At 51.7% G+C, this 22,949-nt stretch carries 22 protein-coding genes; 8 read left to right on the forward strand and 14 right to left on the reverse strand.

Translation table 11 applies throughout. From position 1 onward, the window contains the following. Positions 1-103 precede the first annotated feature (103 nt). The 5 genes from CX650_RS14075 to CX650_RS14095 all read left to right on the forward strand — a co-directional run bounded on the left by CX650_RS14075 (position 104) and on the right by CX650_RS14095 (position 3,386). Positions 104-1,015, forward strand: a complete 912-nt coding sequence (locus CX650_RS14075) for a transcriptional regulator GcvA (protein WP_101096154.1) — start codon at positions 104-106, stop codon at positions 1,013-1,015. 76 nt (positions 1,016-1,091) lie between these two features. Further along, positions 1,092-1,727, forward strand: coding sequence for an imm11 family protein (locus CX650_RS14080; protein WP_071476302.1), 636 nt, complete (start codon positions 1,092-1,094; stop codon positions 1,725-1,727). Positions 1,728-1,733: 6 nt separating this feature from the next. Next, complete coding sequence (locus CX650_RS14085) at positions 1,734-2,225, forward strand: hypothetical protein (RefSeq protein WP_101096155.1); 492 nt, start codon at positions 1,734-1,736, stop codon at positions 2,223-2,225. Between the two features lie 124 nt (positions 2,226-2,349). Then, a complete protein-coding gene (locus CX650_RS14090; RefSeq protein WP_101096156.1) occupies positions 2,350-2,994 on the forward strand; it encodes an alpha/beta fold hydrolase in 645 nt (214 codons plus the stop codon). 2 nt (positions 2,995-2,996) lie between these two features. Next, on the forward strand, positions 2,997-3,386 hold the full coding sequence (locus CX650_RS14095) for a DUF423 domain-containing protein (RefSeq protein ID WP_039033710.1): 390 nt from the start codon (positions 2,997-2,999) through the stop codon (positions 3,384-3,386). 180 nt (positions 3,387-3,566) lie between these two features. On the opposite strand, the gene CX650_RS14100 is transcribed toward CX650_RS14095, so the two are convergent. Then, the gene (locus CX650_RS14100; RefSeq protein ID WP_101096157.1) at positions 3,567-5,705 is read right to left on the reverse strand and encodes a M3 family metallopeptidase; all 2,139 of its coding nucleotides are present in this window, start codon (positions 5,703-5,705) and stop codon (positions 3,567-3,569) included. Positions 5,706-5,978: 273 nt separating this feature from the next. Here CX650_RS14100 and CX650_RS14105 point away from each other — a divergent pair, with 273 nt between their 5' ends. Together CX650_RS14105 and CX650_RS14110 are read left to right on the forward strand one after the other, a co-directional pair. Beyond that, positions 5,979-6,557 carry a thymidine kinase gene (locus CX650_RS14105; RefSeq protein ID WP_039033712.1) on the forward strand — a complete coding sequence of 193 codons (579 nt, stop codon included), beginning with the start codon at positions 5,979-5,981 and terminating at the stop codon, positions 6,555-6,557. A 78-nt stretch (positions 6,558-6,635) separates the two neighbouring features. Continuing rightward, positions 6,636-7,646, forward strand: coding sequence for a tetratricopeptide repeat protein (locus tag CX650_RS14110; protein ID WP_101096158.1), 1,011 nt, complete (start codon positions 6,636-6,638; stop codon positions 7,644-7,646). A gap of 18 nt (positions 7,647-7,664) precedes the next feature. On the opposite strand, the gene CX650_RS14115 is transcribed toward CX650_RS14110, so the two are convergent. The 13 genes from CX650_RS14115 to barA all read right to left on the reverse strand — a co-directional run bounded on the left by CX650_RS14115 (position 7,665) and on the right by barA (position 21,436). Continuing rightward, entirely contained in the window at positions 7,665-8,780 is a 1,116-nt protein-coding gene (locus tag CX650_RS14115; RefSeq protein WP_039033714.1) for an FUSC family protein, read from the reverse strand. A gap of 205 nt (positions 8,781-8,985) precedes the next feature. After that, a complete protein-coding gene (locus CX650_RS14120) occupies positions 8,986-9,447 on the reverse strand; it encodes a methyltransferase family protein (RefSeq protein WP_101096159.1) in 462 nt (153 codons plus the stop codon). A 214-nt stretch (positions 9,448-9,661) separates the two neighbouring features. Then, on the reverse strand, positions 9,662-11,053 hold the full coding sequence (locus CX650_RS14125) for an NAD-dependent succinate-semialdehyde dehydrogenase (RefSeq protein WP_101096171.1): 1,392 nt from the start codon (positions 11,051-11,053) through the stop codon (positions 9,662-9,664). Positions 11,054-11,393: 340 nt separating this feature from the next. Then, positions 11,394-12,506, reverse strand: coding sequence for a glycerol dehydrogenase (locus tag CX650_RS14130; RefSeq protein WP_101096160.1), 1,113 nt, complete (start codon positions 12,504-12,506; stop codon positions 11,394-11,396). A gap of 314 nt (positions 12,507-12,820) precedes the next feature. Continuing rightward, positions 12,821-13,402 (reverse strand): hypothetical protein, encoded by a 582-nt coding sequence (locus tag CX650_RS14135; RefSeq protein WP_308428134.1) that lies wholly within the window; start codon positions 13,400-13,402, stop codon positions 12,821-12,823. 154 nt (positions 13,403-13,556) lie between these two features. Then, complete coding sequence (locus CX650_RS14140; RefSeq protein WP_101096161.1) at positions 13,557-14,597, reverse strand: linear amide C-N hydrolase; 1,041 nt, start codon at positions 14,595-14,597, stop codon at positions 13,557-13,559. An 89-nt stretch (positions 14,598-14,686) separates the two neighbouring features. Further along, entirely contained in the window at positions 14,687-15,130 is a 444-nt protein-coding gene (locus CX650_RS14145; protein ID WP_039033719.1) for a hypothetical protein, read from the reverse strand. Positions 15,131-15,194: 64 nt separating this feature from the next. Next, a complete protein-coding gene (locus tag CX650_RS14150) occupies positions 15,195-15,617 on the reverse strand; it encodes a DUF1801 domain-containing protein (protein WP_052248011.1) in 423 nt (140 codons plus the stop codon). Positions 15,618-15,717: 100 nt separating this feature from the next. Continuing rightward, on the reverse strand, positions 15,718-16,107 hold the full coding sequence (locus CX650_RS14155; protein WP_101096162.1) for an NUDIX hydrolase: 390 nt from the start codon (positions 16,105-16,107) through the stop codon (positions 15,718-15,720). 39 nt (positions 16,108-16,146) lie between these two features. Continuing rightward, complete coding sequence (locus CX650_RS14160) at positions 16,147-17,289, reverse strand: DUF5694 domain-containing protein (protein ID WP_229800032.1); 1,143 nt, start codon at positions 17,287-17,289, stop codon at positions 16,147-16,149. Positions 17,290-17,795: 506 nt separating this feature from the next. Further along, entirely contained in the window at positions 17,796-18,062 is a 267-nt protein-coding gene (locus tag CX650_RS14165) for a DUF3319 domain-containing protein (RefSeq protein ID WP_039033721.1), read from the reverse strand. Continuing rightward, positions 18,055-18,663: a YjaG family protein gene (locus CX650_RS14170; RefSeq protein ID WP_101055012.1), complete on the reverse strand. Its 609-nt coding sequence runs from the start codon at positions 18,661-18,663 to the stop codon at positions 18,055-18,057. Before CX650_RS14170 ends, CX650_RS14165 begins: the two co-directional genes overlap by 8 nt. Beyond that, on the reverse strand, positions 18,653-21,436 hold the full coding sequence (gene barA, locus CX650_RS14175) for a two-component sensor histidine kinase BarA (protein ID WP_101096163.1): 2,784 nt from the start codon (positions 21,434-21,436) through the stop codon (positions 18,653-18,655). Before barA ends, CX650_RS14170 begins: the two co-directional genes overlap by 11 nt. Positions 21,437-21,535: 99 nt before the next feature. On the opposite strand from barA, the gene rlmD reads away from it, so the two are divergent. Beyond that, a complete protein-coding gene (gene rlmD, locus CX650_RS14180; RefSeq protein ID WP_101096164.1) occupies positions 21,536-22,873 on the forward strand; it encodes a 23S rRNA (uracil(1939)-C(5))-methyltransferase RlmD in 1,338 nt (445 codons plus the stop codon). The last annotated feature ends 76 nt before the right edge of the window (positions 22,874-22,949 follow it).

Here is a 22,949-nt window from a genome sequence, read left to right on the forward strand (position 1 = left end):
ACTTTTCGGGGTGAAATTTAATCAAAAGCGCTGGCTTTAACAAACGATAAAATGTAACAATCTGGATTAGAAAAACTAATTAAAAAACGAGAAGTGGATCACTATGTCAAAACGACTTCCTCCGCTGAATGCGGTTAAGGCGTTCGAGGCGGCAGCAAGGCATTTGAGCTTTACCCGCGCCGCCGAAGAACTGTTCGTTACCCAGGCCGCAGTGAGTCATCAGATCAAGGCGCTGGAAGACTTTCTGGGATTAAAATTATTTCGCCGAAAGAACCGCTCGCTGCTGCTGACCGAAGAGGGGCAAAGCTACTTCCTCGATATCAAGGATATTTTTACTCAACTGTCGGATGCCACCGACAGGCTGTTGGCCCGTAGCGCTGTGGGGTCCTTGACAGTCAGCATGTCGCCCAGCTTTGCCATTCAGTGGCTGGTGCCGCGTCTGGCGAAATTTAGCGAGAAGAATCCCGATATCGATGTGCGGATCAAGGCGGTGGATGCCGAGTTCAGTGCCCTGTCAGACGATGTGGATGTAGCTATCTACTATGGTCAGGGCAACTGGCCTGGGCTCAGGGCCGACAAACTGCGCAACGAAGTGCTGATCCCCGTGTGTTCGCCAATGCTGCTCAACGGTCCCAAACCATTGGAAAAGCCTGCCGATCTCAAGTATCACACTCTGCTGCATGATATGAGCCGCCATGACTGGCAGGCCTGGTTCCGTCAATGTGGCGTAACAGATGTCAATGTGAATCAGGGGCCGATTTTCAGCCACTCATCTCTGGTACTGCAGGCGGCGGCCCATGGCCAGGGGGTTGCTCTGGGCTACAGCGTGCTCGCCCGCCCCGACATCAATGCCGGGCGTTTGGTCTGTCCGTTCCAGGAGGTTCTGGTCAGCAAAGATGCCTATTATCTGGTGTGCCAGCAAAAGCATGCCGAGTTAGGTAAAATTGTCGCGTTCCGCGAATGGATGCTGGATATGTTTGCCGAGGAGTCACGTAGTGAATTGTTGCCGGGATAAGTCGGTAACACGTTTCTCTGCATATACAGGAAGGCACTACAAAGAAGTGAAAGCTTGCAGTTTATAGGGAACTTTGATGGAACTGGCATACATAAACGAAAACACGGAAGAGAGTGATGCCATGTTTAGTTGCTCTGATAACAGAGGGCACCTGTACGAAGACATGGACTACATTCCAGTGAGCGCATTGAGTGCGGTTATTTGGGAGGATGAAGACAGTTATTCAGAAGCTGTTTTCGATATCACAAATTCAGGGGATTTAAGCGTTACCAAACCCATTGCAGACGTTTTTATGAGCTTTGACCCATATGGCGTCGCTTTTTTGCCCAATAAATTACAGTGCATGGATGGTCTGTCGACTCAGCAGCGATATATTATCGCGATAAATAACGAGTTGGATGTATTGGATGAAGAAAAGTCAAATATTGAATCTTTTGTTGAACATTACGATCCCAAAGAACATGGTTATGATGTGCCTCTTGAAGAGAGAGAGTCGTTTCATTCCGTTCTAGTTCAAAAATTATATCTGGACCGGGAAAAACTCGAAACCTACCCTATGAACCGCAGGCATATTTTTAGGGTTAAAGGCACCAACAGCTTTTTCTTTTCTTCAGAAATATATGATGAATTGTATATTATCGCTCGACAGGGGTTAGCTTGTGGACTGACCGCTTTTAAGTTTGATGTCGATGATGAAGCACCAAGGAGATAATAGTAAGTGAAAGATGAATACTCGATACTCACTAAACAAAATATGGATACTTTCCCATTCCAACAAACACCTGCACCAGTAGGTGCTGCAGCACCGGATCTGTTATTGGAAATGACCTTTTCTCCAAAGCTGTTCATTATTGGTGATATAGCATCCAAACTGGAGCCATTGGTGCAGCATGGTGTTGAATGGCTGGATGCTCGTGTTGATAACTCGCCAAGTCAACCTTCGGATGAACAACTCGAGGTATATGACAACTATCGAATGCCTTATATCCAGCAGACGTACAGATTGACGGATAAAGAAAAGCAATTTGGTAAGTTGAATTGGTTAGATACTGATTCGACAGAGTTCGATTTTTCTAAACTGGAAAATATTCCTGTGGAACAAAGGTTAATATTTAAACTGGAAGAGGACTTAGGCTTGGTGTTTATTCATCAAAGTGTGATTGATTTATTGAAAGAACATGTAAAAACGGTATGGGTAAGAGATATATAATTACCGCTTGGTAGTTTTTTAACGCTATTTTTTAATAAGTTGATTTGTCAGGAAAGTACGGTATTTAATATTGTGGTTTATTCGAATCCAAGCATGAAAATTATTGTATCTTCGAACAGGGCTGATGATGAACTTGAATACTAACTGGCTGCTGGATCAAGGTAAGGACAATGATACTCTGGTGTTGTTCGCCCATGGCGCCGGTGCCGATATGCACAGCGACTTTATGGCGGATTATGCCGCGCTGTTGGCCGCCAGCGGCCCGAGCGTGCTGAGGTTTAACTTTCCTTACATGGTCAAGCGCGGCGAGGATGGCAAGCGGCGTCCGCCGGACCGGGCTCCGGTGTTGTTGCAGGCCTTCGAGCAGACTTTGACAGCAGCGGTTGCCGAGTTTGCGCCCAAGCGACTATTTTTGATGGGCAAATCCATGGGCGGGCGGATGGCGGCCGTACTGGCGGCCAATGATAAACTGGCGATGACCCCCAGCGGCGTTATCTGCCTTGGTTATCCGTTTTTGCCGCCGAAGAAAACCGAGCCCAGACTTGAGCCCTTGTGGGAGTGCGCCTCGCCTCTGCTTATTCTGCAGGGTGAGCGTGACAGCTTTGGCAAGCGCGAGCAGTTGGCCTCCTGGGCGCTGCCCGAGCAGGCCAAAGTACGCTTTATTACCGACGGAGATCATAGTTTTGTGCCGCGCAAGTCGTCGGGAACGGATCTTAAGGCTAACCTGCAGGATGCCGTGAAAGAATCACTTTTATTTATCGGGAGTTAGTTATGCGTAAGGGGTTATTGTTACTGGCGGCCATCAGTGGTTTCTTTGCCGTTGCTTTGGGCGCTTTCGGTGCCCATGGACTCAAGACCATTGCACCTGCCGAGTTGATTGCCATATTCAACCTGGGGGTAGAGTATCAGTTCTATCACACCTTTGGTTTGATAGCCCTGGCCTTTGCCGGTCACTGGTTCAAGTCGCGTCTGATTGACTGGGCTGCCGGGCTATTTATCGTCGGGATCTTTATGTTCTCCGGTTCGCTGTATCTGTATGCCCTGACTGGCACCAAGTGGCTGGGCATGGTAACCCCCCTCGGTGGCAGCTGCTTCCTGGTGGGCTGGCTATTGTTGGCGGCAGCGGTATGGCGCCATCGGATGGATGAAACCGGTCTCTGAGTTGATGACTTTCGCAAACAATACGATTTAACTGGTCTCCTGACGTTGCGGCAACTGGATTGTTAGCCAGATAATCGTGACGCTTTTAGGAAACGAATAAAAAAGCACCTTAGGTAACAACCAAGGTGCTTTTTGTTATTTAAGCCACAGAGGTGTCTCTATGGCTTAGGTGAAGGCTTATTAGAGCAGACCGCGACGCTTGAGTAGGGCATCGGTTGTAGGCTCCTGACCACGGAAGTTTTTGTAGGCTTCCATAGGTGGCACGCTGTTACCCACTTCGCGGATAGTCTTGCGATACTTCATACCGATATCCCGCTTGAGGCCGCCTTGGCTCTGCACATAGGCAAAGGCATCGGCCGCGAGGATTTCGCTCCACATATAGGCGTAGTAGCTGGCGCTGTAGCCACCCGGGAAGGCGTGGGCAAAGTAGGTTGATTTGTAACGTGGTGGCACGGCTTCAATATTCAGGCCGTGTTTTTCAAGCGCCTTGGCTTCAAATTCGGCCACATTTTGCAGCGGTGCATCCTTGTCCAGCGAATGCCATTCCATGTCTACCAGGGCGGCTGCCATATACTCCAGGGTGTCGAAGCCCTGGTTGAAACTGCGGGACTTCAGCAACTTGTCCAGCATCGCCTTGGGTAAAGGTTCACCGGTTTGGTAATGCTTGGCGTAGTTGGCCAACACTTGTGGATGACCGGCCCAGTCCTCTTCGAAGGTGGATGGGAATTCGACAAAGTCACGGGATACTGCAGTACCGGACAGGCTAGGGTAAGTCACCTTGGAGAACATACCATGAGTGCCATGGCCCAGCTCGTGGAACATGGTGGTTACTTCATCATAGCTGACGAAGGTGGCTTCGCCTTCAGGCGCCTTCTTGATGTTCATTACATTGACCACCACAGGCTTTTCACCCTTGAGCAGGTTCTGACTGACGAAAGAGCTCATCCAGGCACCGCCACGCTTGCCTTCGCGGGCGAAATAGTCGCCGTAGAAGATGGCCATGCTGCTGCCATCGGCATCAAACATTTCCCAGGCTTTGACGTCAGGGTGATAAACCGGCAGATCCGGCCGAGGCTTGAAGGTCACCCCATAGAGTTGGTTGAGGGTAAAGAAGACGCCATCTTCCAACACCCGATTGAATTCAAAGTAAGGCTTGAGGCTGGCCTCATCCAGATCATACTTCTCCTGGCGCACCAGCTCGGCGTAGAAGGCCCAGTCCCAAGGTTTGAGCTGGAAATTGCCACCTGTCTTGTCGATCATCGCCTGGATATCGGCGGCTTCTTTCTGGGTGTTGGCGACAACGGCCGGCACCATGGAGCCGAACATTTCATAGACGGCCTCGGGTGTCTTGGCCATCTGTGGGCTCAGGCGGTAGCTGGCCCAGTTATCAAAGCCCAGCAGGGCGGCACGCTCGGCGCGCAGCTGCGCCAGACGAGCCACCAGAGAGGCGGTTTCATTCTCACCTTCAAGACCGCGGTAGGCCGAGGCTTCCCAGATCTGCTTTCTCAGCTCTCGGTTTTTCAGCTGCGTCAGCACAGGCTGGCGAGTGGTGTTGGTGATGCTGATAAGGTATTGACCATCGAGACCGGCGGCCTCGGCATCGGCCGCGGCATTGCGAATGGCCGAGTCGGACAGACCCTCCAATTGGACGACGTCAGTCACAGTTACGGCAATCTCTTTGTTCATCCGCATCAATCGTTGCTGGAATTCGTTCACCAGCTTGGACTGTTCTTCGTTCAGAGCACGGATCTGGGCTTTCTCGCTCTCGGTCAGCTTGGCGCCGGCGAGCACAAAGCGTTGGTGGTACACCTCAATAAGGCGCACTTCTTCGCTGCTCAGGTTCAGTTGCTGACGCTGGGAGTAGAGGCTGTCGATACGGGCAAACAGCTCTGGGTTGAGGTTGACGTTGTCTGAATGGGCCGCCATCTTGGGCGCCATTTCACCCTGAATTTTACGCAGTTCAGGGTTGGAGTTGGAGCTGGTCAGGTTATAGAAAACGCTTGAGGCGCGGTTTAGCAGTTCACCGGACTTTTCCAACGCCACGATAGTGTTGGCAAAAGTGGGTTTTTCTGGATTGTTGGCAATGGCCAGCACTTCCTGGTAGTGCTCGGCGATACCGGCTTCCAGCGCAGGCTTGAAGTGTTCATCTTTGATTAGCCGAAAATCCGGAGCCTGATATTGCAAGGTGCTCTTGGCAAAAAGTGGGTTGTTTTGGGTGGCTTCAGCACTTGTCAGATTGGTATCCTGAGGCGTGTGGGTACTGCAGCCAGAAATAGCCAGAGTGGCGCCAACGGCCAGCGCCAGAAGAGATTTTCGCATTGATATGACTTCCATCTTTAGTTATGAGTTTTTTAGCGCAATTTAGCACTTGTTGCTTAAAAGTGGCTGAATTTGATGATTATAGCCTACCTAATCCGGATGTTTATATGCCAGAGGCTGATTGAGATAGAAGTGTAACAAATTGATTTTAATGAGTAGATTTAGTGAATGCTGAATCAATTCCCAAGTTTGGCCGCAAGGGGCACGCGTCCTGTATTTATGTGGTAAAAAGTGTAAAATTGCGGCCGGAATTTTTCTCAGGGGAGAGCCGTTTTGGCGCAACTTTATTTCTACTATTCGGCGATGAATGCCGGAAAATCCACCTCTTTACTGCAGTCATCCTATAACTATCGTGAACGCGGCATGCACACCCTGGTGATGACCCCGGCGATAGATGACCGTTTTGGCGTGGGAAAGGTCGCCTCCAGGATAGGTATTGAATGTGATGCACGCATTTTTGCCCATGACGATAATCTACTTGAGATGATCCGCGCCGAACATGAGCGCCAACCTTTGCACTGCGTGCTGTTTGATGAATCCCAGTTCCTCAGTAAAGAGCAGGTCAAGCAGCTGGCTTATGTGGTCGACATTCTGGATATTCCCGTACTCTGTTACGGTTTGCGTACCGATTTCCAGGGCGAACTGTTTGTCGGCAGCCAGTACCTGTTGGCCTGGGCCGATAAGCTGGTAGAGCTGAAAACCATCTGTCACTGTGGTCGCAAGGCCAATATGGTGATCCGTCGTGACGGTTCAGGCAACCCGGTACGAGAAGGTGAACAGGTAGCCATAGGTGGCAACGAGAGTTATGAGTCTGTATGTCGCAAGCATTATCGCGAACTGATTTGGGATTGATGCCAAGACGCAGTATTTGAAAACTCGAAAGATACAAATTTAATCGCGAAAAGCCAAAGATATAAAGAAAGGAAGCTTATGTCGTCCAGTTCTCTCATCGTAAATCGTCTATGCTGGCGGGTGTTGCCGGGTTTATTGTTGAGTCTGTCACTGGGCTCAAGCCTGTTGCAACATGCTGTCGCCGGGCAGAAAGTGCCAAACTCAGAAATTAAAGTGATTCAAAAGCTTATTTTTGAAAGGAAGATGGCAGAGGCGGCGCCCAGACTGGATGCGGCCATAGCAAATTACCCGGACTCCGCTCGGCTGGCATTTTTGCTTGGGCAGCTTTATTACTTCAGCAATCTCCCCAATTACCCCAAGGCGGTGGCGGCCTATGACAAGGCCGAGTCCGCGCTGTCCAAGGACTCTGAGCTGTATTTTTTCCGCGCCGCAGCCAAGGCTCAGGTGCTGTCTACTTATTCCCAGCGCCTGCGTCCGGACTATGCCGGCGCACTGGCCGATTACCGCAAAGCTCAGGCTTTGGGATCGGAGCGGGATCTCAGGTTGGATATTGCCAGGACACTCTATGAAACCCGGGACTATCCGGCGGCGCTGGAGCAGATAAACCGCTATCTCAATAACCAGCCTCAGCTTTGGGCCGATGGCCAGATGCTTAAAGGCAATATCCTGGCACAAATGGGCCAGCATGAGGCAGCGCTCAAGAGTTATCAACGCGCTGCGAGGCAGTATGACTATCTGGATAAGCTGCAGTTCTATCAGGCTGTCAGCTTGCGGGCGTTGGGACAATCTGATGAGGCTATGGCGCAGCTCGATAAGGGATTAAAGCGTCAGGGCCGTGCGTATTTTCAGCTTGTCTATCTCAAAGCCATGCTGAGCTATGAGCAGAAACAATACCAAGAGGCGGCCCTGTTGTACCAACAGCTGATTGAAAGGCGCCGGGACTGGGCCTTACCCTTACTCGGCTATTACAACAGCTTAAGCCAGATGGGTGAGGGACCCATCAGCATCAGCCATATACTGGATTTGGCACTCAAGCTCGACCCCGAGGTGGTGATCCACTTTCATCAGCAGGATCTGTTGCGACTGTAACGCCCGGCAATTGACGGGTTAATCGGGAATATCCAACTGGCGCTGGGAAGATGCTTTGCGCTTATAGGCCAGATCCAGGCTGGCCAGCTCGCCATGAATGGCCAGCAGTGCCTGGGCCAGTTGATAGATAAGCCAGCTGTAACCGCTGAGCGCAAAGTCTTGATGGGCCGCTTCCGGCGAGTCGTCGCTCGGCTCAGATGGCAGTTGCTTTAGTAGCTGTTGCTGCAATTGATAACCAAGTCCCAGGGGGAGTTTGGGACAGTCGGGTGTGTTGCCGGCCACATAGTCTGCCAGATAGGCGAACTCTCGCTGTAGCCCACTGGCCACCTGTTTGACTCTGGCGTAAGCCGCATCTTCTTCGGCCTTCCAGCGGGTGAGCAGTAGCAGCTCCAAAAGAGTGATCACCCTTATCTGTTTGTTGGCCAGCTCGGTCAGAGTAGCGGCCTCTTTCTTTAATGTTTGGCTTTCCCATTCCAGCGAAAAAAGCAGCTTTTTCTGCGCCAGCACCGCCTTCATTGCCGTCTCCAGCGATTTACGGGCATTTTCCGGCTCTTCCTGGCCGGCATTGAGATGTTGTTCCAGTACTTGGGTCATGATTTTCAGTGAGCTTGCCAGCTGTGCCCGCCAGTCTTGTTTGGCCTTGATTGGCAATACAAACAGGGAGACCAGCACGGCAATCACGCATCCGATAAGAATATTGGCGGTACGCCACAGAGCTTCCGAGGTGTCGTGGTTGGCGTCACCTATCACTATAATCATGGTGAATCCCGCCACCAGATAGGCATAGCTGTAACGGCCGGCGTTGAGATAACAGACTATGCTGACCCCGAGGATCAGCAACCCCATCAGATCCCAATAGCCATTCATCAAGATCACCAATGAGACCCCGTAAGCCGAGCCCAGGCAGGTGCCTATGGCCCGCTGCAGTGATTTTTCGATAGCGCCGCCCACTTGTGGCAGGCCCATCATGATGATCACTATGGTGACCATGCTCCAGACAAAGTGAGGCAGGGACCAGATGGCGTTGATGGCGGCGGCAATAAACAGCGCCAAGGCCAGTTTTACCGTGTGTACGGCACGGGAATGGCGGTAGATAAAATCGGCGAAGGCGGAGGCTCTGGCAAACAGGGGCATGGCAGTGTCTCAAAAATATGTGGTTGACCGTCAGCATCAATTATGCCAGAGATGTGCAGTGATAGCGTCTCGGGTATGAGCTAAAGATGCAAACTGGGAAGCTGAATTAGCGGCGGATAATATGGTTGTGAACTGGGTCACAGCCATAGTGCTTTGTGAGCAAGAATCTTAGGGGCAGCTATGCTTTCCTTCGCCAAATAAGCGGCTAAATCCAGCGTCTGACTTTTTGACAATACAAGCGGTAGCTGTCACCAAAGAGTTGCTGCATTGCCCTTTCTTCCGGAAGGATCTGAAAGCGTTGCAAATAGGCAACAAAAAGGGCGATTAAAAACAGTACCCATAGGCAGTTGAGAAAGACGGCCTGTGCCAGCAGCAAGAATACAAACCCCAGGTACATGGGGTTGCGTGAGCAGCGGTAAATACCTGAGGTCACAAAGGCCGAACTCTGTTCGGGCACCCTGGGATCCGGCGTGGTTCCATGGCGTTTGAAGCTCAGTACTCCAGCCAAAGGAATAACCAGCCCAGCAGTTAACAGAGAAACAGCGAGCCCCAAACTAAAGGTCGGATGCAGGTTTGAAGAAGGCAAATAATAGGATGTTAGCTGCAACAGTAGCGCAAACAGCAGCAAGAGCGCCAGGGGCGGCAGTTTCTTTTCCAGTCCGGACATGAATTACGCGGTTTTGAGTATTAGGTATCGGTTAAGATGACATGGGCAAGGTACTGAATACAAGGGTCATACCATTGGTTATTCCGCTTTGGGCGCTGCCGCGTTCTGTGCTTTGTGCCGAAACCTGTCAGTTTGCAAGTCGATTTGATTGTGGCGATAAAAGACCCGGCCAGGTGACCGGGTCTTGATCTAATCAAGTATGCTTCAAGCGAGATCAGAAGGGGGCGTTGATATCCACCACGTTGATCAGCTTGTGGTTAACGAACTCTTTCAATCCGAGGTCTATCAACTCACGACCATAGCCGGAGCGGCGGATACCGCCAAAGGGCAAATCAGCCTTAACCATGGTGGGATGGTTCACAAACATCATCCCGGTAGAGACTTGCTTGGCTACCGCCAGACCGCGTTGTTCATCGGCGGTGAACACAGAGCCACCGAGGCCGAAGGGCGAGTCGTTGGCAATGGCAATCGCTTCCTGTTCATCCTTGGCTTTAAGGATCATTGAGACAGGTCCGAAGAACTCCCAATAGTAAGCCGGGTTGTCCGGGGTCACATTGGTAAGTATGGTTGGCTGTACAAAAGCGCCTTGCTCCGGCACTTTGGGGCCAACTTCGGTGGCTGTGGCACCATGCTCAACCGCTTCACGAATTTTCTGTTTCACTTCATCGGCAGCACCCTGGGAAGACAGAGGTGCCAGAGTCGTATTAGGATCCATAGGATCACCGGCTTTAAGCGCGGCTACGCCTTTGGTATAGCCTTCCATAAACTTGTCGTAGATGGCTTCCACCAGGATCATCCGTTTGGATGAAACACACACCTGACCGGCGTTCCAGTGACGGCCAAATACCGCCCAATCTATGGTTTTCTCAAGCTCGGCATCTTCCAGCACGATAAAGGCGTCAGAGCCGCCCAGTTCCAGGGTGGATTTTTTCAGTGCCTTACCGGCCTGAGAGGCAATAACGGCGCCTGCACCTTCAGAGCCGGTCAGTGCCACGCCATGTACCTTGGGTGAGTTGATGATCTGCTCGACTTGATCCCGGGTTGCATACAGGTTCTGGAAGGCACCCTGTGGCAGGCCGGCATCCCGCATCAGGCTCTCGAAAGCGGCGGCGCACTGAGGCACATTGGAAGCGTGTTTCAGCAGCAGGGTGTTGCCGGCAGAAAGTTGCGGTGCCAGGATCCTGGCTATCTGGTAATAGGGGAAGTTCCAGGGTTCAATAGCCAGTAAGACCCCAAGAGGTTCATTGACCAGCAGCGCTTCCCCTTCGGCGGGATCGGCCACCGGCAGTTTCTGTGGTGCCAGCAGTCTCTCGGCATGCTGGGCATAGTATTCGAGGATCTGCGCCGACAGTTCGACTTCAGCTTCGGCCTCTCCAATGACTTTACCCATTTCCAGGGTCAGCAGTTCGGCGTAACGGCGCTTGCTGTCTCTGAGCAGCGCTGCAGCCCGATTGAGTATTTCAGCTTTGTCGGCAAAAGAGGTATTGCGCCAACTCAAAAAGGCCTGGTGGGCCGACTCAATTGCCTCAGTGACTTCGGCGTCAGTGGCATTGGGAAATTGTTTGATGAGCTCTCCCGTGAAGGGATTGATCGTTGCATATGCCATGTGTTCCTCCCAGCGTTGCAAGTAATAGGGTATTGACGCCAACTCCTGGCATCGGGTGAAAATGTTTGAAGTTATCGTGGGTTCTGCCCCTCAGAGGTGAGTGGCAAAAAAAGCTCAAACCTTTCTACGCTTTAAATGGCGATGTTTGTGTGATCTCGGTCACGTCGGCAGTCTGATGTCTATCGGTTGGTGATTTTTAGTCCTTTCTTGTTAGTTCTTTGTTTTTAAAAAGCTTAAAAACAGCAGAGGTTAACAAAAGTGCAACTTATCGCCTTGATCTTGCGTGAGGAAAGATGCAACCCCTCTCTTTCGGGAGAGGGGTTGTGCTGTTTGTATATCGTCAGTTTCGGTGACTATAGCGCTCGGCCATGGCGTTGGCTGCGATCATCGCCTGATAAACATCATCGGCACTGACCGCCATAGGCATATTGCCCATGGTATCGCCTTCGGCACAGGCAATTTCGGCAACTTTACGCCACTCCTCCTCACGGAAGCGTTTTAGCCCCATATCCGCCAAAGTCAGCGGCAAACCTGCGGTTTTAATGATGCGGACAACATTGTCGATTTCGCTCTGTGGGGCGTTTTCCAGCACCAGCTGGGTCAAGAGGCCAAAGACCACCTTTTCGCCATGCTGGGCACCATGCAGCTCGGCAACCGCCGACATGCCGTTATTGACGGCGTGCGCTGCCGCAAGGCCACCGGCTTCGGCACCAACACCGCTTAAATAGATGGTTGCCTCTATGGTTTGCTCCAGCGCCGGGGTCACTATCTTGTTGTTTACCGCATCCATAGCGGCGGCCACGTTTTCACTCAGCAATTGATAGCACAGTTGTGCCAGACCAAGACCGGTACGCGAAGGTTTTTTCAGCACCAGGTTGACACCATCGGCTTGATAACAGGCCCTGGCTTCAAAGTAGGTGGCCAGAGCGTCGCCTATGCCTGCAGCAAAGAAACGCGCCGGCGCGGCGGCGATGATGCTGGTGTCGGCAATCACGGCATCCGGATTCTGTGGCAGGAACAGATAGCGTTCAAATTCACCCGCTTCGGTATAAATCACTGATAAAGCCGTACAGGGTGCATCGGTTGACGCTATGGTGGGGTACAGGACAACAGGGTACTTAAGGTGGAAGGCAACGGCCTTGGCGGCATCCAGTGTCTTACCGCCGCCGACACCGACAATGACGTTGGCGTGGGCCTGTTCAGCCAGGGCGACAAGACGCTGGATCTCGACTTCGCTGCACTCGTAGTTGAATTTTTCCAGTTGGTTGTTGATGCCGTTTTGCTCAAGCCCCGTCAGGGCTTCGTCCTCAAGCCTGCTGAGAATAAACTCATCGGCGATAATAAAAGCATTGTCGCCGAAGTCATGCACATATTCGTGCATTTGCGACAATAAGCCTTTGCCAATAATGAACTTTTTGGGAGATGTGACGGTACGTGGAACTGCTGTACTCATATGGCCTCCATTACATTCAGACTCGGATCCTTGTTCAAAGAGACTCTATCACAGCCAAGATTTAAAGCTATGGCGCAATTGTCTGGTTTTTGTTGTTTTGGTGGCGATAAAAACTGGTTTTTGGTTTGAATATCTAATTGGGTAACTGGGATTTCTCTTTTATTTGGTGAGTCTGTGGCGCCTGTAGCCAAGTCCTTGGCGGGCAAGGGGAGGGGAGAGCGGCGGTAAGATCCCAACAGTGATTGAGCTTTGCTTAAGGTGGTGGCAGGTAATGGATAGCCGCCACCTTTTTTTAGCGGAATGACGTTCAGCCGCTATCCATTTCCTTTAGGAGGGGATTGGCGGCATTGGTTCAGCAGGGTTTGCAAGTGGCCACCGAGTTGCTGATCCTTAATATCAGTGCCGTTTTTCAGTAGCTGTTCGACATCTGCCAAAGCCTTGTCTATTCCCTGGGATTCGATAAGTGTGCTGACATAGGCGGCGAGATCCGCGCCCTTATTCAGTAGTGCGGCCGCGTTTTCAAAGCTGAAGCCTTGCTCCAGTAGCTGTTGAATTTGGCCGAGCAGCTCGCTGACCCTGGCGGGCTCTGCCAGGACGCCATCGACCTGGATCAGTTCACCAAGCGGATCGTGACTGAGCTTTTCAGCGACGCAGGCGGTCATTGAGCTGACCTCGGCGCTGCGATTGATGGCATCCAGACCTTGAGAGCGGATCTGCTCAATGGCTTGTTGTAACTCTTGATCTTTGGCGAGCCACTGCTGCTCCAGTTGTGTCTTTTCATCTGCGGCAAACCAGCCGCAGCCGGAGAGTGAGCCAAGGGCCAGGGCCGAAAACATCCAGAGTACAGTTTTTTTGGCGGGGAAATATTTTTTGCCTAAGGTGTTGGACTGCTTCATCCACAGGACTCCTGCAAAGGTTCTTAGAGTTCACAGTATCAGCTATCAGCCTTAAGCCGGGCTGAACAGTTTGAGTCCTTTATTCGGTAGGTGCATTCAATAGCAGGTTGGGCAAGGCAGACTGGGAGTCTTAGGCTCCCAGTCTGTTTAGAGATTAAAGCCCCGCGAACTTAAAGGGCTTGGCCGTGACAAAGTCTTGCAACGCATTACCTGAGTAGATGCTGCTGTTGTTGATGGCCAGCTTTTTCACTTCTTGCAGCTTACCAAAGTCGATGCCTTTCATATCGACCCAGAAGGTGTTGGGGGTCAAGGCGGTTTCAAAGTAATACACCCGATTTTTATGATCAGAGACCGAGCGCCAACGGGTCGAAGAGATATTCGGTTCGGTCTCGGAAGCTATACCGAAAGGCACAGAGGCGTTACGTATGACGCTGAAGGCGCCGGCTACCGCCACCCGGGTATTGGCTGTCTTGGGAATGGCATCCATATAGAAAGAGGCCCTGACAAACCGGTCGGCGGCGCGGTTGGTTCCAGGCAACATGGTAAAGCCGCCAATCTGCTGCCAATACTGGTTCAGTGCCAGTTGCTGCTCGAAGATGGGGGAGTTGGTCATGACCCGGTACTTTGGATCGTGATGGATCACCAGCTTGCCGTCTATATACTCGAATATGGCGCTGTCACCTGCTGCATCGGAAATCGACAGATGCAGGGTGGCAAAGCGTTGGGTACCGGGAATATTGGCGGAAACCACCGCAAAAGGTTCGGCTCTCAGCGCCTCGACTGTTTCTGCAACAGTGGCAAAGTTATCCAGTACATATTGCACCCAGGCGGCGACCGACAAGCCTTTTCGTTTACCCTGGTACTCGGGATAACTCGACTCTGCCAGCCAGAGCAGATTGGCCACCAGACCTTTTTCATTCATGCCGTCGGTGCTGGAGATATCAAAGGCGCTGGTGATCAGGCTGCCGTAGCGTGAGGTCCAGGTGACTGAGTTGTCGCCGACTGCCCCATGACGCAGCATGCCGCGGGGAAACAGCCACAGACTCGCCGGGATCTCGTCGCGCCAGTCCATGGAGCGAGCGGTGATCACCAACTGCTGTTCACCGTGATAGACGGCGCGGGTGCAGGCCTGCGCAGTAGTGCCAATAACCAGCATTAAGGCGCTGCTGATTAAAGTGATGAGTTTACGATTCATAGTGACTTCCCTGTTTGATTGCTAAAGAGAATTAATAAGTTAAAGGTGTTGAATGTGTGATGGCAAGCCTGGTTTGTTAATTCTGCCCATCAGTGCTGTCTCAAGTGAAACAGTGCCTCCAGGCCAGGGTTTTCTGTGTCATGCCCCGGATGATACAGGTAACAGCTGATGCGGGCATAGTTATCCAAATCGCCGCGCCAAAGGCAGCTGGCTTCAATATCCCGCTCTTGTTGCTGAAAGCGGATCCTAAGTACCTTGGCATCGCCGTTCAGCACTGGCTCTATCGCCGCAGTCCCTTGAATGCTTAAGCCTTCTATCTCCCGGTGTACCTTAAGTTCGCCGCCCTGCTCATAAATGCTCATCTTGCCGGTGTAGCTGGCATTTGAATCAATGGCTTTGCCAACCAGCTGATAATTGCCCTGTAGATACTGCTTAAAAAGCTCATCCGTTTCGGCAAATGCCGCGGGCGCCAGGCAGAGGGAAAATAAGGGCAAACATAATATTGCTAAACGGCGAATAAACGGGTTATTCATTGATCTTCCTTAGATTTGTATATCTTTAGCTTGGTGCATCTATGCTGCCGCTGTGGCAGCCCTTTTAGCGCTTTGATTGTTTCAGTGCTTTGTTGTGGTTGAAGTCGGCAGCGGCGCTTATCAGTGCCTTGAAAGCCGTTTCATCCAAAGATTGGCCCTGGGTAATATCTATGGCTCTACGCTGTTTGCCCTCAAGGCCAGCATTAAACAGTTTGTGGGGATCCGCCAGCGAAGCGCCATTGGCAAATGTGAGTTTTAATTTGGCTTTGTATGACTCGCCGGTACAGAGTATGCCTTGGCTTGACCATACAGGTACACCGGACGGGTTGGTTGGCTTTACCCATTTGCACTCTTCAACTACCTCGGGAATAGCGGCCTTGATAAGTTCACGGATATGGCCAAGCATCTCGGCGCGCCAGCCGCCCAAGGCAGCAATTTTATGGTCGATAGAAACGCTACCGTCAGTTTGTTGCCGTTTTTTGTCCATTTGTGTTCTCCCTGGCTCGCTTGCGAGTGCGAGCCTGACTCTGTGTTATCTGGCGGCTGGATAGACCAAGTTGGACAAGGCTGCTTTAGCAAACGTCGATTCAATGGTCACAGTCAAGCAGTCTTGCAATCGCCTGCTGCGCCGCCGGTGCGCATTTTGCCATATCTGCTATACCTATCCACTCCTGACTTTCTATCTCGGCGGCAGAATTGATGTTGCCACTAAAGCCCGCGCTGAAACAGTGCATCGTCAGCTCAGTGTTCTCAAGGCCAAAGGCCTTATCCGTGATGCTGAATCTGTAGCAAATGGTGTCTTGCTGCAGTTTTATGCTGAGTTCTTCCTTTAACTCCCGAGTCAGGGCTTGTTCAAGGGTTTCACCTGGTTCAGGTTTGCCGCCGGGAATAAAGAATTTATCTTTGCCCTTGGATTTGACACACAAGACTTCAGCGTTTTTCTCATGTAGCCAGGCGACACTTTGTAATTGTTTCATGGGGTTCCTTGTTGACAACTAAAACCAGCTATTGGCTCTTTAGTGGTTGTTATGTGGACTTTTGGGGGGAGTAAAATACTGCTGCGGCTGGATCAGTTTAACTCCTAACATATTGGCCAAATACTGCTCCAGAAACACCTTGTGGCTGGCTCCGACTATCACCAGCACCCGACCTCCAGGGTTAGCCGCCACCACGCGCATTATGTGGGAGCTCATGTTGAGATTGCGTATCTCCCAAAGGGCAACCCGGGAGAGCGCCGCATCCGGGGGTAAATCTTTATCGATAAACAGGCTCCACTCCTGGTCAATGACGGCCGTCTGGTACTCCTGGCTGTTTAGCCAGGAAAAGAGCGGCAACCAGTTGCCTGTTTCAAGCGCCTCTGTCTTCAGTCTTTGTGGCTTGTTGATATAGTCGCTTTTGGCCAAAGCGGCGGCATGGGGCGACTGATTGTAAGACTCCAGCAGTCGCGCTTCGATGGGGCGGTAGAGATCTTTATCCAGATGATCATCTATCGGATAAATCCACTTGAGCTTCAGTGTCATGGCCAGGTTGTTGCCAAGGGTGTTTTTCTCGTTGTTGCTCGCGGCAAGTTGCTCCAGATAGTGCTGCAACTCGGTGGAAATAGTTGAACTCGCTGCGGTTTTGTCCAAATAATGCCAGTGCAGCAGGGCTAACTCTTTGTGATAGGCGGCAACGGCTAACTTGATGAGCCTTGCTCGCTGCACAGGTTCAAGGCTTGTTTCGTCCAATAAGGGCTCCAGACTCTCAAGCGCCTTTTGCGCCGAGAGTCGCAACGCCTGCTGCTCTTTTATCGCCAGCGCCAGAAATCTTTGTCCCACAAAATGATCCAACACAGTTTGATACTCGCCAGAGCCGTTGATCATGGCCGCGATATCCTGTGGCCGCAGTGACTCCACCGCTATGGCCGTAGGCTGGTAACGGGAGAGGGGCTCAAGGATGGAGGATAGCGAGCTGCTGTCCAATTGCTGTTGAATACTGCTTAGGTGCAGGGTGCCGAGTATCATCACCTGGGTCTTGGGCTGGCTTTTGCTACTGAGTCTTTGCAGTGCATGTTCAGACCCTGGCGCTTGATCGGCGACAGTGTCTGCTTTGGCCGTTTTTATATGGGCAATACCCGATGCCGACAGGCAGATAAGAAAAAGCAGCGCTTTAATGGTCAAGTTGAGTCTCCCAAAAGTGATTGTTTTTGGCTAATACCTGAGATGGTAGAGATATAACAATACTGGCCGTAGAGAAACTTCTGGTTAACTTTTCACACAGAGACTATTGGATGATGCTGATGAACTAAGCATCTTGAATTCCGCCAGACAGTATGTTGAGTTGATTTATTGCAACTGGGAGAGATGACAAACTTCCCTGTTACTTGGTGGATGATCCTGAGGGCATCCCATCTAGCCTTCACGTCCCGGCCTAAAGCGGTTGCTTTACATCAAGCTTTATGTCGCTTCTTAGGTTTGGACCTTATGGGCTGAAGTTAAGCTATCCATTGCCAATATGGTTTCAGAGTAATTGATAGCCAGGAGGGAGACAAGAATGATTTGATTAAATTCAAGGCCCTGGAGAGCCAACCCTTCAAAGCATCCAAACCGCAAAAGGGCAGGGTTTATGGATGTTGGATATGCTTGAAATAGATAAACCCTAAGCCGGACTATTTGCCCGTCCGGCCTTATGGTTTACTGCTTTTGCGGAAATGTTGCTTTGGGGAGAGCTGTTTATTTCTTGTCTTCCCTTGGGGAGCCGATGAATTGTCTGTGACCTGCTGATCAGTCATTCTGGGCTGTGGCAATACCCCCAACTCTTCAAAGAAGTTGATTTGCCTTCTCAGTTCGAACAAAGAGCCGGTGCGGCTGGTCTGGCCTATGGTCAGGGTCCAGCTGTCGGTAAGGCCATCGGTATTACTGAGGATATAACCGCGATAAACCAGCTTACGCATCTTGTTGAACGCTTATTCCTATGTTGGATACGCCGTTCATGACGATTTCCTTGCGCAGTGCTTTGACAAAATCTGCGGTTATCTGCGGGTTTTCCTCGATAATTTCCAGCAAGGATGCCTGCAACTCGCGCTCTTCCTGCATCACTTCGTGGCTGAAGACAAACTCGTCCAATGCCTCTCCATCCAATTCGGGATCGGCAATGGCTTCAATATAGTTGGCGACAGTACCGGATGACAACTTGGAGATATTGGTGATGTCGTCTTCCACCTTGCTTTCCAGCGCGCCAAGCAGTGAACTGAGCGCCACAGCAGCATCCATGGCAGGGTAGACTCCATAGGCGTCGAATTGGGCCGGTTCCGGGGTGTTTTCTTCCAATTTAGCCATCTGCAGCTCAAGGTTCAACTTGAGTTTACGGTCATACAAAGACTGCCACAGCAGATTCAGCACAGTATCCAATACTTGGGGATCTCCGAACTCACACACTTCGGAAAACAGTTGGTAGTTGGGGTACATACGTTGGCATAATGCCACGGCAAAGAGTTTTTTTTGCGGCAGTTCCAGTGCCTTCAGGCGTTTAAAGAAGCCAGGTTTAGTTGTCATTGGTTAAATCCATCGAAAGTTGGGATATCACTTGTTTTGCCGCGGATTCTACCTTAGTTAGCTCATCAAGTAACTCCAGTATTTCCGGCTCCAGCTCGGTAATGTTATTGCCTTGCTTGAGACCGCCTTCCACAGTTTGACAGAGTTTTTGCAGCGTCGGTACGCCGCAGTAGCAACAGGCACCGTGCAGTTTGTGAATACAGGCCTTCATTTCGTCTACGTCATTTTGTTCCAGTGACTCTTGTATGGTGGCTCTGGTTTTGGGCATGGAATCAATCAACATTCTGAGCATATCCAGTGCCAGTTCCTGCTTCTGGTTGGCCTGGGTCAAACACAGCTCCCAGTTGAGAGTATGTTGATCAAAATGAGTAAACTTGGGCCGGGTAATCCAGCGACTGATCACTCCTTTCAGTGCGGCTTCATCGATAGGCTTGGGCAGATAGCCGTCCATGCCACTATTGAGGATCCGCTCGCGCTCCTCATTGATGGCATGAGCCGTGACCGCGACTATCGGTGTATTACGATTCAGCGAGTCCTGACGGATGAGCCGGGTGGCGGTAATACCATCAGTCCCCGGCATTTGAATATCCATAAAGATCAAATCAAAACTGCGTTTTTTGGCAAGGTTGACCGCCTGCTCGCCATTACTGGCCGTGGTTACTCCTGTAACCAGTTCATCGAGTAGGGTGTCAATCAGCTTGAGGTTGGCCGGGTTATCATCCACCGCCAGCACATTGAGTTTGTGGCGTGGCTGCGGCTCTACCAATTGGGGGCGGGCGGGTTTGAGCTCCGACTCCTGTGGCAGATAAATCATATTGCGTGCCATCAGGTATTCGCTGGCGGGGATACTCAACACCAGATCCACCGCGGGACGGATATAACGCTCCAACGCTTCCTGGTCATGGCAGTCAAATAGGGCGATAAGGGCCTCGGTGACTTGTCTGGCGCTCTTAAGTACTGACTGCAATTGTGATGGACCATCGAAGCCGTGACAACCGAGCAGCACATAGTCGAAATGTGCCTTGTTCTGAGCAAGCTCGGCTTCCAGTTGCGGCACAGTGTGGACACTGTTGACCTGCATCTGCCAATGTTGCAGGCGGCGGTTGAGCACAGAGCGGGTCAAGGGTCTGGGTTCAAACAGCAATACCGTCTTGGCGCTAAGCTGTTCCAGTGGCAGTGGTTCACCTATGGAGAATTGGCTGGTCATCAGTGGTAAGGTAAACCAGAAGGTAGAGCCTTTGCCCACCCTGGAACTGAAGCCTATCTGGCCGCCCATCTGATTAATGAGGCGCTTGGTTATCACTAATCCAAGACCAGTACCGCCAAAGCGGCGGGAGATGGATGAATCGGCCTGGCCAAACGCCTGGAACAGCAACTCCTGCTGACTATCTTCAATGCCAATCCCCGTATCCGATACCTCACAGTGCAGCAGCAATTTGTCTTCTTTGATGTTGCTGATATCTACCTTCAACAGCACACTGCCCTGATCGGTAAACTTGATGGCATTACCCACCAGATTGGTAATGATCTGGCCAACCCGCATGGCGTCTCCGCTAACGGCATCCGGCACTTCTGGGGCTACATCCACGACCAGTTCCAGCCCTTTTTCGTGGGCGGAACCGGACAGCAGCATCAGGGTGTCATCCAGGGTTTCCCTGAGGGCGAATGGCATGGTTTCCAGCACCATCTTACCGGCTTCCAGCTTGGAGAAGTCGAGGATGTCGTTGATGATCCCCAGTAGGTTGGTGGCACTGCGTTCAATGGTACGAATATATTCCATCTGGCTGGCGTGCAGCGGCGTTTTCAATAGTTGACGGGCAAAACCTATCACGCCATTGAGCGGCGTTCTTAGCTCGTGGGACATGTTGGCCAAGAATTCGGATTTTATCCGGCTGGCTTCCAGTGCCCGTTTCTTGGCCAAGTCCAGTTCGACGTTCTGAATTTCAATCTGTTCCAGGGTTTCCCTGAGATCCGAGGTCGCCTGATCGATATTTTGCTGCATCTCGTCGTGGTATTCCGACAAGGAGCCCGCCATGGCGTTAATCCCCCGTTTGAGCAGATCCAGCTCACCGATGAGATTACCCTCCAGTCGGGTATCCAGCTTGCCCTCACGGATTTTGGCCACCACCCGCACCATGTCGGTGATCGGCTGAGTGACATTCTTTACCAGGCGGAAGGTGAACAGCAGATTCAGCTGCACCCCGATAAGCACTATGATAAAAGCCGCCACCGCGGCTCTGTGCTGTTCCAGCAGCGCCTTTTCCTTGTTGAGCAGCAAAGAGATATAGCCCAGGGGTTTTTCATTGAAGCCGGGAGCGTCGTCTATCGCCAGCAGACTACCGGCAGCGAAAATCGGTGCCCTAAGCACCAGGCTGTCGCCTAGCTGATCGTATTCGGTGCGGGCCAGATCCGAGATGGCGCCCTTGTAGCGCATGATCTCAAAGTCTTTGTGATAATGGGAGGTGACAAACAGCTGGTTGTCGGCATCGAAGATGGCGATGGATTTCACCAAGGTCGACTTGTTGAGCTGAGCCGCGGCGAGCAGGCGTTTGGTGGCTTCGCGGTTGTTGGCAGCCAGGCCTATCTCGCTGGCGATGGCCAGCGGCTCTATGATATTACTGCCCTGTTCTATGAGCGTATCTTCAAGCTCATAAAAGCGATTTATGGTAAAGTAACTGCCCAGAAGAATACCGACCAAAATGGTAGGAGCCAGGGCCAATACCAGCACCCAGGATCTGAGGCTGTACTTGGTCATGTTATTCGCACTGTTCATGGGCGGTATAGGTATTCCAGCTAGTTTGTTTTACGGCTATAGATAGACTGCCAGATATCCCGGCGTCTTTGCCAGTTTTTTATCGTTTCAGGGGCCTAGATGGCACAATTTTTTAGAGAAAAACCAAACAGATCCAAGAAAGTCTCCGCAAAACTGTCACTCACGGCTTCCGGATTGGATCATCAGGGTGCCGGGATCGGTCAATATCAGGGCAAAGTGGTGTTCATTCCCGGCTTATTGCCCGGTGAGAGCGCCGAGGTGCAGCTCACCGAACAAAAAAAGAACTATGCCAGGGGTAAACTCATCCGCATCAGCCAAACATCCCCGGAGCGGGTTGAACCCCAATGCCCCCATTATGCGCTTTGCGGCGGCTGCGATCTGCAACACTTGTCAGATTTGAGCCAGCGGCAGCACAAGCGCCGGGCCCTGGCCGAGCTGTTTGCCAAGCTCTCTGGCTTATCGGAACTGCCGGAGATAGGCGAGTTGGCTTCTGCCCCTTGGCATTATAGACGCAAGGCCAGACTGGCGACCTGGTATGACAAACAAAGTCGCGAATTCACCCTGGGGTTCAGGGCTAAATCCAGCAGTAAGGTAGTTGCCATCGGCGAATGCCCTGTGTTGGCGGCTTCGTTGTCTGAGCTGATAAAACCGTTGGCGGCGCAACTGGCGCACCTGCAGGGCGTGGCTCAGCTTGGTCATGTGGAGCTGATTGAAACCGAAGCCGGTCGTTTTGTGGTGCTGAGAATTACCCGGCCACTGGTGAATAAAGACAAGGAAAAGCTCAAGGCCTTTGCCGGGCAGCAAGGATTGCAGTTGGTGCTGCAGGACAATCAGGGCGAGTGTGAATATCTTACGGGCAGTCAGCCAAGCTACCGCTTGCCCGGCGTCGATGGCGATGAGCTGACGCTTAAGTTTAATCCGGGGAATTTTATTCAGGTCAACGGCGAAGTGAACCGCGCCATGGTGGCCAAGGCCATAGATTGGCTGCAACCCAAGGCCGGTGAGCACATACTGGATCTCTTTTGCGGCATGGGTAACTTCAGCCTACCGCTGGCGGCCACCGGCGCCAGGGTCACAGGTGTCGAGGGTGTGCCCGCCATGGTTGAGCAGGCCAGGCAAAATGCCAAACAAGCCGGGCTTGAAGGTGTGCAGTTCTTTTGCGCCGATCTTAGCGCCGACCTTTCGGCCGAGCCCTGGCTTGGCAAGGTGGATAAGCTGCTGCTGGATCCCGCCCGTGCCGGGGCCTATGAGACGCTTTCTTACCTGAAAAACATCGCGCCAGAGCGAGTAGTGTATGTTTCTTGCAATCCGGCGAGCTTGGCGCGGGACAGCGTGTTATTGCTCGCGCAAGGCTATCGCCTGGGGCGCCTCAGTGTGTTGGACATGTTCCCCCAGACTCATCACACCGAAGCCATGGCATTGTTTGTGCGGAATTGATGCTTTTATTGTCTATCGAGTCAATTTTATCAATAAAGGTACTCACGGGGGTTTGACATACCATCGGGTATGCTCA

Source organism: Shewanella indica (assembly GCF_002836975.1).
In the GTDB taxonomy this organism is placed as follows: domain Bacteria; phylum Pseudomonadota; class Gammaproteobacteria; order Enterobacterales; family Shewanellaceae; genus Shewanella; species Shewanella indica.

Bases quoted from the DNA above. Each gene is read 5' to 3' on its own strand.
- CX650_RS14080 (WP_071476302.1), top strand. From the start codon at position 1,092: ATGGAACTGGCATACATAAACGAAAACACGGAAGAGAGTGATGCCATG.
- CX650_RS14115 (WP_039033714.1), bottom strand. From the start codon at position 8,780: ATGCCCCTGTTTGCCAGAGCCTCCGCCTTCGCCGATTTTATCTACCGC.
- rlmD (WP_101096164.1), top strand. From the start codon at position 21,536: ATGGCACAATTTTTTAGAGAAAAACCAAACAGATCCAAGAAAGTCTCC.
- CX650_RS14170 (WP_101055012.1), bottom strand. From the start codon at position 18,663: ATGACAACTAAACCTGGCTTCTTTAAACGCCTGAAGGCACTGGAACTG.
- CX650_RS14100 (WP_101096157.1), bottom strand. From the start codon at position 5,705: ATGCGAAAATCTCTTCTGGCGCTGGCCGTTGGCGCCACTCTGGCTATT.
- CX650_RS14150 (WP_052248011.1), bottom strand. From the start codon at position 15,617: ATGGACAAAAAACGGCAACAAACTGACGGTAGCGTTTCTATCGACCAT.
- CX650_RS14110 (WP_101096158.1), top strand. From the start codon at position 6,636: ATGTCGTCCAGTTCTCTCATCGTAAATCGTCTATGCTGGCGGGTGTTG.
- CX650_RS14155 (WP_101096162.1), bottom strand. From the start codon at position 16,107: ATGAAACAATTACAAAGTGTCGCCTGGCTACATGAGAAAAACGCTGAA.
- CX650_RS14120 (WP_101096159.1), bottom strand. From the start codon at position 9,447: ATGTCCGGACTGGAAAAGAAACTGCCGCCCCTGGCGCTCTTGCTGCTG.
- CX650_RS14095 (WP_039033710.1), top strand. From the start codon at position 2,997: ATGCGTAAGGGGTTATTGTTACTGGCGGCCATCAGTGGTTTCTTTGCC.
- CX650_RS14165 (WP_039033721.1), bottom strand. From the start codon at position 18,062: ATGCGTAAGCTGGTTTATCGCGGTTATATCCTCAGTAATACCGATGGC.
- CX650_RS14140 (WP_101096161.1), bottom strand. From the start codon at position 14,597: ATGAATCGTAAACTCATCACTTTAATCAGCAGCGCCTTAATGCTGGTT.
- CX650_RS14135 (WP_308428134.1), bottom strand. From the start codon at position 13,402: ATGAAGCAGTCCAACACCTTAGGCAAAAAATATTTCCCCGCCAAAAAA.
- CX650_RS14090 (WP_101096156.1), top strand. From the start codon at position 2,350: ATGATGAACTTGAATACTAACTGGCTGCTGGATCAAGGTAAGGACAAT.
- barA (WP_101096163.1), bottom strand. From the start codon at position 21,436: ATGAACAGTGCGAATAACATGACCAAGTACAGCCTCAGATCCTGGGTG.
- CX650_RS14130 (WP_101096160.1), bottom strand. From the start codon at position 12,506: ATGAGTACAGCAGTTCCACGTACCGTCACATCTCCCAAAAAGTTCATT.
- CX650_RS14145 (WP_039033719.1), bottom strand. From the start codon at position 15,130: ATGAATAACCCGTTTATTCGCCGTTTAGCAATATTATGTTTGCCCTTA.
- CX650_RS14075 (WP_101096154.1), top strand. From the start codon at position 104: ATGTCAAAACGACTTCCTCCGCTGAATGCGGTTAAGGCGTTCGAGGCG.
- CX650_RS14125 (WP_101096171.1), bottom strand. From the start codon at position 11,053: ATGGCATATGCAACGATCAATCCCTTCACGGGAGAGCTCATCAAACAA.